Origin of the sequence: Mesorhizobium hawassense (assembly GCF_003289945.1) — a bacterium.
GTDB classification, from domain to species: Bacteria; Pseudomonadota; Alphaproteobacteria; order Rhizobiales; family Rhizobiaceae; genus Mesorhizobium; species Mesorhizobium hawassense.
Genome location: NZ_QMBP01000001.1, coordinates 640,346 through 649,745 on the forward strand (window position 1 = coordinate 640,346; position 9,400 = coordinate 649,745).

Sequence of the window (9,400 nt, forward strand, 5' to 3'; positions counted from 1 at the left end):
TCCCAATCTGTGCGCAGATCATGGATGGAATGGCGAGTAGTTGTTGCGCGGCAGAATGCCCAGCATGTCGCGCAACTGGTTCTCGGTAATATCGTCAGGCCGCGGCGTGCCGCCCACGCCGACGGTGCGAGCTTCCTCGTCCATGGAGGTGTGGGTCGAGCCATCCAGCCCCTTGTAAGTTGCCGGACCCATGCCCGAAATCTGTCCGGACTGAATGTGCGAGGCGTGAATTTGCTCATGGGCGAGCACGATGCCCGGATCCGCCGCATTGTTGGACACAGTGTTCGTGGCCTTGTCGAATTCCGGCGATGTCCGTGTCCGTGCGGCGGCGGGGTCGTACTTGATGATCGCGCCGCCGGGCGTGGTTGTAGGGTCCTTCGTTAAGTCGGTGGGAACGGTGCCGGTCCTGCCTGGCACATTCTGAATTGTCACCGTTTCCGGACTGTCGACGATGCGCTTGGTCAGTTCGCGCCCAGTGTCCATGCTGGTGCCCGGCACGAAGAAGTTCTTGATGTCGAGCCAGGCGCCGTGCAGCCAGCTTTGCGACACTTCGCCGGTCTTGCTGTCGACGCGGGCCGTCGGGTCGGTGCGCTGCATATCCTCTTCGACCTGGCGCCGGTAGGCGGCGTCGCCCGCTACGATCTCCTTGAGACCGGTCGGATCGATATACGCCATAGGGTTGTTGTTGGCGTAAGCAAAGAGGTTGCACGACACAGGATTGCCCGTGCAGCGTTCGGGATCGCCCACATAAAGGGGATCGGGCGAAATGAACCGGCCAAGCACGGGGTCGTAGTAGCGCGCCCCGAAGTAATAGAGGCCGGTGTCGTCGTCCAGGTACTTGCCGGTGTAGCGGTGGTGCGTTTTTTCACGCGGCAGTTCCGCGGCCACTTGCGTCACATGCTGGCCCCAGGCAGGTGCCACCACCTCCGGCTGATGTTCGGTACCATAGGCGCGGTAGAGCATCTGCTCGACGGGTGTGCCATCTGAAGCAATCACATAGTCGGAACTCTCGATGTGATCCTTCAGATAGTAGAACCACTTGCCGGTGCCATGTTCGAGGCGCACCAGCTTTGTCGACGCGATATTGACATAGCTTTCCTCGCCCTTGGGGCCGACCTCGAAAGTTTCCACAGGGTAGAGGTAGAGCTGGTCCGGCGCCGAGCCATCAGTGGTGACGACCTTCTTGTAAAGGCGTCGTCCGGTCTGGTCGTAGCCATAGAAAACATCCTTGGCCGCGGCCTGTGCCCGGATCAGGTTGCCGTTGATATCGAACACCGTGCCGGTGAGGCTCGGCGAATTGGCCAACTGTCCAAATGCGTCGAAGCCGTAGCGCTTTGCGGCGGTGCTGGCCGGGACGAGGCCCGTATCCGCCACCGGCACCAGCGGGGCGCGGGCATCGAATTCGTCGTCGCGGGCAAAGGCGCCTGCCGGCGTGTATTCGAAGTTCGCCTGCTCACCGTAACGCTTGAACGAGACGAGCTGGTTCTTGAAGTCATAGTGGAAGGTGCCCGAACGGTCGACATGAGTAGGCCCGCCCGACCCATCGCGCAGGGCATCGACGATCTCGGTGATCGAGCCGTTGGAGTTGAAGGTCATCGAGAGATCCTGCAGCGGCATGCCGCCGGCTTTTGACACGATCTTCGTCATGAACAGAGTGGCAGGATCGTAGGTCATTTCGGTGAAGGCGCCCTGCCGATAGTCGACGCGCGCAATGCGGCCTTCGGCGTTGTAGGTGATGTTCTCGATCACTTTCTGCGGCCCGTTAAAATCCGAGTGCATGACGGTCACCGACTTCAAATTCTTGTCGGGACCGAGCGCGAATTTGGAGGCAAGGCCGCGCGGCCCGACAGATGAATCGATGCGCCCGTCGAGCGTCTGATGGAAATGATCGGCATAGGATGCGCCGTTGATTTCAACCTCGTTGGTCACCATGCGGCCGTTCTTGTTGTAGGCATAACGTTCGACCGCATTCAGCAGGCCGTTCGGATCGTGAATGGTGACCTGTGTTGTCTTGTCCAGCGGCAGCGGGATGCCATCTTCGAAGCCTGCCGCCGAAGCAACTTGGACAGCGCGGTCATACTGGTATTCGAGGTGCAGCACACCATCGTTCACTTCCGTCAGCTTGCGGTTCAAAAAGTCATAAGTGTAGGTCTGCACGGACGTTTCGCCATTCTTGCCAATGCGGGCAACCGCCGACTGGCGGCCCCGCTTGTCGTAAAAGGCATAACGCTCGCCCATGCCAGGCAGGGACTGATATTCGATATCTCCGACTGAATTGTGGGTGAGGCGGCGCGGCGTGGTTTCGCCGGGCAGCCAGATTTCGCTGAGGTAGCCGAAGCTATCGCGCACGAAACGGGTGATGTCGTTGCGTCCGTTGCCGTCGCTGGCAATCACGGCAGTGATGCCGTTCTCGTTGCTGAGCGAATACTCACTGGTCGTCACCGTTCCAGCAAACTGGTCGGTATAAGTCGTTTTGATGATCGTGCCCCACGGCTCATAACTCGAATCCGAGAACTTGCCGGAAGGATGCGTCTCGTGGACCATGCGGGCCGCAGCGTCGTAGGTATAGGCGTTGCCGATCTCATGATCGGGACGTGGAATGTCTCCCAAACCAAAGGTTGCTTGCAGATCGAGATTTGCCACCCCGCCGAAACTCGTCACCACAAAAGGTGTCCAGCGGAAGGTCTCTTTTTCGTTGCGGTTGTAGAACAGGAAGTTGCTGACCCTGACGCCGCCATCGGCTGCGTTTTCGAGATCGGCAATCTTGTCGCCGCGCGCGTTGTAGGCGGCCATCTCGTCGATCCACTCGGTTTCGCCCTGGGGCGTTGCGGCGGCATTCGGATACCGGCGCTTGGAGGTGAGGATGAGCGACGGCAGGCCGTTCTCGCCGATCTTGTAGTGAAACACCTTTTCGGCGCCATCTGCGGCTACTTCGCGGATCTTGCGGCCGAGCGCGTCATATTCCTGCGTGACCACCATGCCGAGAGGCGTGGTCATGGTGTTGACGGCGCCCTGGCGCGGGCCGTCATAGGTCATCGCCGTCACCTGGTCGAGCTCCGGTGTGCCGCCAGCCAGCTTGGCGTGGCGGAGAGGCAGCGTGCCGGTCTCCTCGTAAGAAACGGCTTCTGTCTGGCCGAAATCGTCGGACATGGCGATGACGTTGCCGAACACGTCGTAGGCCATCTTTTTGGTGAGCGCTCGGACCGGAGTTTTGAGTGACTCGAGGGTCGCTGGAACCGTGCCGAGGCCCGAGAAAACCTCAAGCATGCGCGAACCCATGCGGCCGCCGAAATCCGGGAGGTAGACATAGCTTTCGCGGCTGAGGAGGCGTGTGCCGGTGAGCACCCGCCGCTGCGAGCCGGCATTGACAATGCCGAGCGCAGCGAGCGCGCTGCGCGACTCGGCATAGTCCGTCTCCGTGGTTCGCGTGAAGCCGGGCACGGTGAGACCTTGAGGACCGGGAATATCACGGACCTGAACGGTCTCGATTGCCGGAATGTTGTACTTGTCGAACTCAGAATAGGTCTGCGTTTTGACCGGATCCTTGCATTCGGGATCGGCGGGGTCCTGCTGCTCGGCCGTGCCGGCCTGTTCGACAAGGGTGTCTTTCACCTTGCGCAGATACGAAGAGCCATCGCCATTCGGATGCGCCTCCCAGATCGAAGACTCGCATTTCAGCATGGCTCCGGTCTGCGGCAATTTCTGCGACCGGGTGGATGTTGACAAAGAATGCAGCGTAACCATGGCGGGATCGAATTGCAGCGTTGCATCGGCGCTGGCCAGCAATGTTGCATCCGGTTTCAGCTCATAGGTCTTGCGGATCTTCAGCTTGCCGGCGAGGTTCAAATCGGCGGCGGCTTCGGCAAAAGTGTAGAACTGCTCGCGGGTCATGCCGGAGCGCTGGGTGACACGGCCGGTGCCGACGGTTTCATCGCCGTAGGTCACTTTCTCGACATCGGAGAAGCCGATGAAGCGGCGGTTGATCACATCGTAGTATGGGTTGTGATAATAATACTCCTCGGTCTGCGCTTGGGCCCGGGCCATGCCCGGCACGCCCTGCGAGGTGACGATTTGCTTGGCGACGACAACGGGGAAGTGAAGGTTGTGCGACGATAGGCCATTTGCACGGTCGCGCAGCATTTCGTCGATCGAAGTGGCATAGCGGATGTCATGCCGGCGGCCCGATGCGAAATCCACCGACGTCAGCAGGTTTGCCTTCACCAGTTGCATCGTATCGGTTCGGTTGAAGTCGATCACCACGACCGGCTTCACATCCTCCCCCGACGGTTTCTGGAACACCAGAATTTCGGCTTGCCCATCGCCGTCGATATCGGCCACGCGCGAACTGAAAGTCTGCGAAGAGGTGCCAACCTGAACGCGCAGATTGAGTTGGATGTTGATCGGGTCGCTCAGATAGCTGCCGTTGCCGAACCCAAGCCACACCTTCATCTGGTCGGTGCGGTCGCCCATCGACGCGAAATCGATGATGCCGTCGCCATTAGCATCGATGTACCACATGGTCTGCAGGTTATCGCCCGGCTGCATGCCCCCGATCTTGGAGAAGGTGCCGTGCCCGCAGATGCGGTCGTTCAAGGTGGCGTCGCCAAACAGCAGGGCGTTCGGGTCGGTCGAGAAGATGTTGCCCTGGTTTTCATACAGGCAGAAGCCCTGATCGGCCGGCCTGATCACCACAAGGTCGGGCAGGCGGTCGCCATTCACATCCACTAGGCGCACATTGCCGCGGCTGAGAATCTGGCCGTCGTTGCTTTCGAACGGAAACCGCTTGGTGATGGCGCCGAAATTGACGGCATAGCCGCCGTCGGGCTGGCGCCGAGTCAGATTGAGAAAGATCTGCCATTCGGTCTTGCCGTCCGCATTGAGGTGGGTGGTGACGATGTCCGAAAGGCTGTCGTTGTTCAGGTCGGCGAACCGGCCGTGGCCGCCGGCGAAGCTGGTGGGCGAAATGCCCGGCACCTGAATGCTGCGGCCGATATACGGAAACGAGCCATCGGCATGGCCATCGTAGATGTACATGACACCATCGCCGATCTCGACGATGTCGACATAGCTGTCGCCAAACAGGTCGGCGAAGGCAAAGCGGTCGTCGGTGAGCCGCGGCGCAATCTGCCGCACCATGCCGCTGTCAGTGGGCCGGCTCAGCAGCAGCTGGCGGGTTTCGGAGAATGCGCTCGAGAGATCGCCGCCACCCAGATAAACGGTCGCGCCATCGTCCTTGGTTTGCACGATGTCGGTTAAGCCATCCATGTTCAAATCGGCGAGTTCGAAATTCTGCGGCGGAATATCGCCGGCGAAGGCCATTTTAGGCGCTTCGAAAACGACCGGGCGCGACGCGAGTTCGGAAGCGGTCCACGACGAATAGTCGAAGCGAACATCCGGAAACTTCAGGGTGTTGGCGGCCAGCGCCGCACCGCCCGTTTCGCCATAGCGATAGAGTACGCGAAGCTGATCGAGCACGTTAAAGGAATTAGCATCGATGCGCGGCTGCAAATCGGCCTGCGCCTGAGCCAGGCAATCGGGATGCGCGCGGACTACGAATTTCGTGGTGTTTGACGTATCGCGGCCCACATAGCCCATGCACCACTGGGCATAGACCGTGTTGTTGAAGCGGGCCGTGACCTTGCCATAGAGCTTGGCATTGCGCTGGGTTGCGCCGGTCGTGTGGCTGACCAGGGTAGCCTGCGTGTCGATCAGATCGAAGCTGTAGGTGCTTTGGCCGCCGGCGAAACTGATGGTCTTCAGATAGGCGCGGCCGCCGAACTTCTGGTATTCGTAGCGTACCGCCTCGCGATTGGCATTGAGCTGCAGCACCAGGGGCCAGTTGGCGACATAAGGTTTCGAGGATGAAAAATTCCCCTCGGCGATAGCCGGGTCGCCCGAGAAGATCATGCGCGAGCCGTCGGCCCCCTGCACCTCGAAGCCCGATGGAATGGTATCGGTCTGCAAAGCCCCAGTCTTGTTCAGGCTTACCACATCGAAGGGACCCGTGTGATAGAGAATTTTCGAATAGTCCTCGGCGTATTCGGGCCGGTATTCCCACACGCCGTTGGTGTTGCCCTGAAAGATCAGGCGGACGCCGTTGTAGGACAGATGCGAAAAGAACCCGCCCTCGGGCCGCGTTCCCGGTATGGCCGTGCCCAAATCATCATTGAAGGCGATGGAGCTGATGCCGAAACGCCAGCCGATTCCGAGGCCGTTACCATTATCGCCGGAAAATTGATTGTAGGTGAGATTGATCTGCGGCCCGAACTGGCCGCGGGTCGGCAGGCTCGGCAGCGGCAGGGTGAAATTGGCCGCTCCCGTATTGTTATTCAGCGTGAAGCTGCCTTCCTCGCGCGTTACCGTGCCGCCAGCGGCGGGAAGCTGCACCACTGAAGTTGCCGATTTGTCGTCGGCGCGCGCCGCGCCATGAATTACTATTGCGACAACTGCGGCGAAGGTGATCTTGAAAAGGTTGCACTTCTTCATGACAGGATCCCTTTCAGCGGCTGGGCTTATGGGCTGGTTATGATGCGATTGATGATGTTGGGCTCGATGCGAACGAGAGGGCAGGCCGGTCCGTGACAGAAGTCGACTGCACCGTTGTTTGCGCCGATCGCGTGAATGACGGAGAGGTCTCCGATGATTGCCGGATTGATGCCGTGGACGGAGATGCGATCGCACGCCTTGAACACGCGCGGATTGTCCATCGCAATCGAGTCACAGATCGGGTTGTTGAACAGCAGGCTTTTGTCGAGGATCGCATCCACCGTGGCGAAATCACCAACGCCGATCAGATTGCCGCGAAGGTCGGCGGTCGCCAGCGTTGCATCCGACGCCAGGGGGCTTGCATCGGAGATGCGATTGGTCCGCAGTTCGACGGTGGTCAATTGCGGCATGCCGGCCAGGCTCCCGATGCTCGATATCGAATTGACGCTCAAATAGATCTCGCGCAGGCCAGCGGAACCGAAGCGCGGAAGGGTGCTGAGACGGTTCGACATGAGGTTGAGCTTCAAGAGACCGGTCAACGACGCAATCGGCGTTGCGTCGGCAATCAGATTGTCGACCAGGTTCACCTCCTGAAGCGACCGGAAATGCATGATCGGGTCGACTGCGATGATCGATTTCTTGTTGAGGGTGAGCGAGGTTTGCGCGTGCGCCCAGCTATCGGCTGCCGCGCAATCGTTGGTATCGACGTGATCGGCCTGCAGCCGGCTGTCGATCGCCACCATGAATGGACGGATATTGCCGAGTGCGATCGCATCGAACCGGTTGACGATGCAGTATTCGGCGAAGCTGCCGAAATTCAGGGGAAGGTTTCGCATTCTCGCATCTTCAAGAAGCGGCAGATCGGCCAGCGGCAGAACAGAGCGAACGGCGGTGTCAGAGAAATACAGGCGCGAGAGCTTGTTCAATTGGCCAACGCCGGCAATCGTTTGCAGCGGATTGCCATCGAGCGTTAGCTGCTCGAGCCGCTTCAGCGGAAGAATGGCCTGCATGTCGGAAAGCTGGTTGTTGCGTGCCACAAGGCGGGTGAGCCCCGGGACCACCGACAGCGGCGCCAGATCGGTCAGGTTGTTGTCGGACAGGTCGATCGACGTCAGATTGGCCAGGATCGGAAAATAGTCGACAGTGGCAAGGCCGCGATTGGTGGCATCGACGAATTGCCGATCTTGAAGGTCAGCGGCGGCTTCGCCGCAGCCGGACTTGCCTGAAATCGACAGCAGCGCGTTGACCTCCGCCAGCTGGTTGGCGTTGAGCGCATTGGCTTGGTTGCGCATCAGGCATCCCGACAGGAAGTCGTTGACCTGAATGGGGTTCTCCGACACATCGAGCGCAACAAGTTGATTGAGTGGCGCAAGCGGGCGCACATCGGTTATGGCGTTTGCCTTGAGGTTCAAGTTTGTCAGGTGCGCCAGACCCGACAGCGGCGTGAGATCGACGATTGCATTTGACGACAGGTTGAGACTGGTCAGATGCGGCAGAGTTGCGAGGGGCCGCAGATCGCTTATGACCTTGGAGGATAGATCAAGCGTCGTGCTTGCCAGCAACGCGTTGCCCACGGCAGCGCAGGTGCCGCCACCACCCACCGTCACCAGGGCCCGGATGGTTTGCCCGTACGGTGTTGCGGCATCACGGCTCAACACGCAGGTGTCGGCGAAGGTCAGCCCACCGCTGGCGACGATCGGATTGCCAGATAGATCGATGGTCAGCGACGAGGGGAAGCTCGCGAGATTGGCGAAGGTTTCGATCTGGTTGTTGGCGAGGTTTAGTGTTTTGAGGCCGCCGAGAGCATTCAGAGGATCGAGCATTTCTCCGGTAAGGCCATTGCTGGCGATGGACAGAGTTGCCAGCGCTTGCAGGAATTGAAGCGGCGAGAGATCGGTGATCTGGTTGTTGTCAAGGGTAAGGTTGGTCAGCAGTGCAAGCGCCGAGAGCGACCGGATATCGGTCAGATGGTTGCCGGCGACACTGAGGCGGATCAATGCGGTGAGCGGCGCCAGGGCGTTGATGCTGGTGAGCTTGTTGTTGGAAATATCCAGGAAGGTCAGCGCCCGCATTTTGGTCAGCGGCTCAGGGTCGCTGATCTGGTTTCCGGCCACAGAGAGCGATGTCAATTTCGAAAGTACGGCGACAGGTTCAAGCGACTGAACGCCGCGGCCGTTGAGATTGAGGTTGGTGATTGAGGCCAGAAAGGCGTCGGCCGTATCGCACGCCGCCTGATTGCCGAGGGCCGAAACGCCGCCCGGCGTCGAATCGAGAACGGCCATAACGGTTGCGGTTTCGGCGGGAGTGCGGTCACCCTTCATGCACCACTTGGCGAAGGTGTTGGGCGGATCGGCTACCGGTGTTCCCTGCAGGCAATCGATCTTGTGAATCTTGCCGGTGAAGAACGGTGTCGGATCGGCGGCGAGCGCTTGTGTGAGGTCAAGTTTGAGCTGCTTCACCAAATCGGCGCACCCCGGAATGTACAGCCTGTCGGTGAACGTGGCGGCGCCAAAATCGGTCGGGAACTGCAAATAGGGAACAAGCCCGCTCCCGCTATCGTGGGCGAAGATCTTGATGGGATAGTTCGAGGCGCTGGGGCAGAGCAGCGGATTGGAACCCGGGTCGGCCGCTACGATGGCCGGGTCCACCGCGGTGAGAACATCCGTGGGCAGGATGGTAAACCCGAGGCCGCGGATAACGGCCTCTTCATCCGCCTGGCTGGCGCAGCGTATGCGATAGCCCCGGCCCTCGGAAATGAGTAGCGGGTAGTGCAGGCGGGTTGCCTCGAGCGTCGGGTCTTCGAAGAGCACGATCTTCGCATCATCGGCGCGGACCGGCGACTGGCCGGCGGCCAGCAGCACCACAACCAGTGAGAAGAGACAGAAGAGACAATTTGCGAGGCGCGTCATTGCCA

Annotated in this window: 2 protein-coding genes; both read right to left on the reverse strand. The window is 60.0% G+C overall.

Features of this window, described 5'->3' with window-relative positions:
• Positions 1-18: 18 nt before the first annotated feature.
• The gene (locus DPM33_RS02930) at positions 19-6,486 is read right to left on the reverse strand and encodes an RHS repeat-associated core domain-containing protein (RefSeq protein WP_112095381.1); all 6,468 of its coding nucleotides are present in this window, start codon (positions 6,484-6,486) and stop codon (positions 19-21) included.
• 26 nt (positions 6,487-6,512) lie between these two features.
• Positions 6,513-9,395, reverse strand: coding sequence for a leucine-rich repeat domain-containing protein (locus tag DPM33_RS02935; RefSeq protein ID WP_167448923.1), 2,883 nt, complete (start codon positions 9,393-9,395; stop codon positions 6,513-6,515).
• Positions 9,396-9,400: the final 5 nt, after the last annotated feature.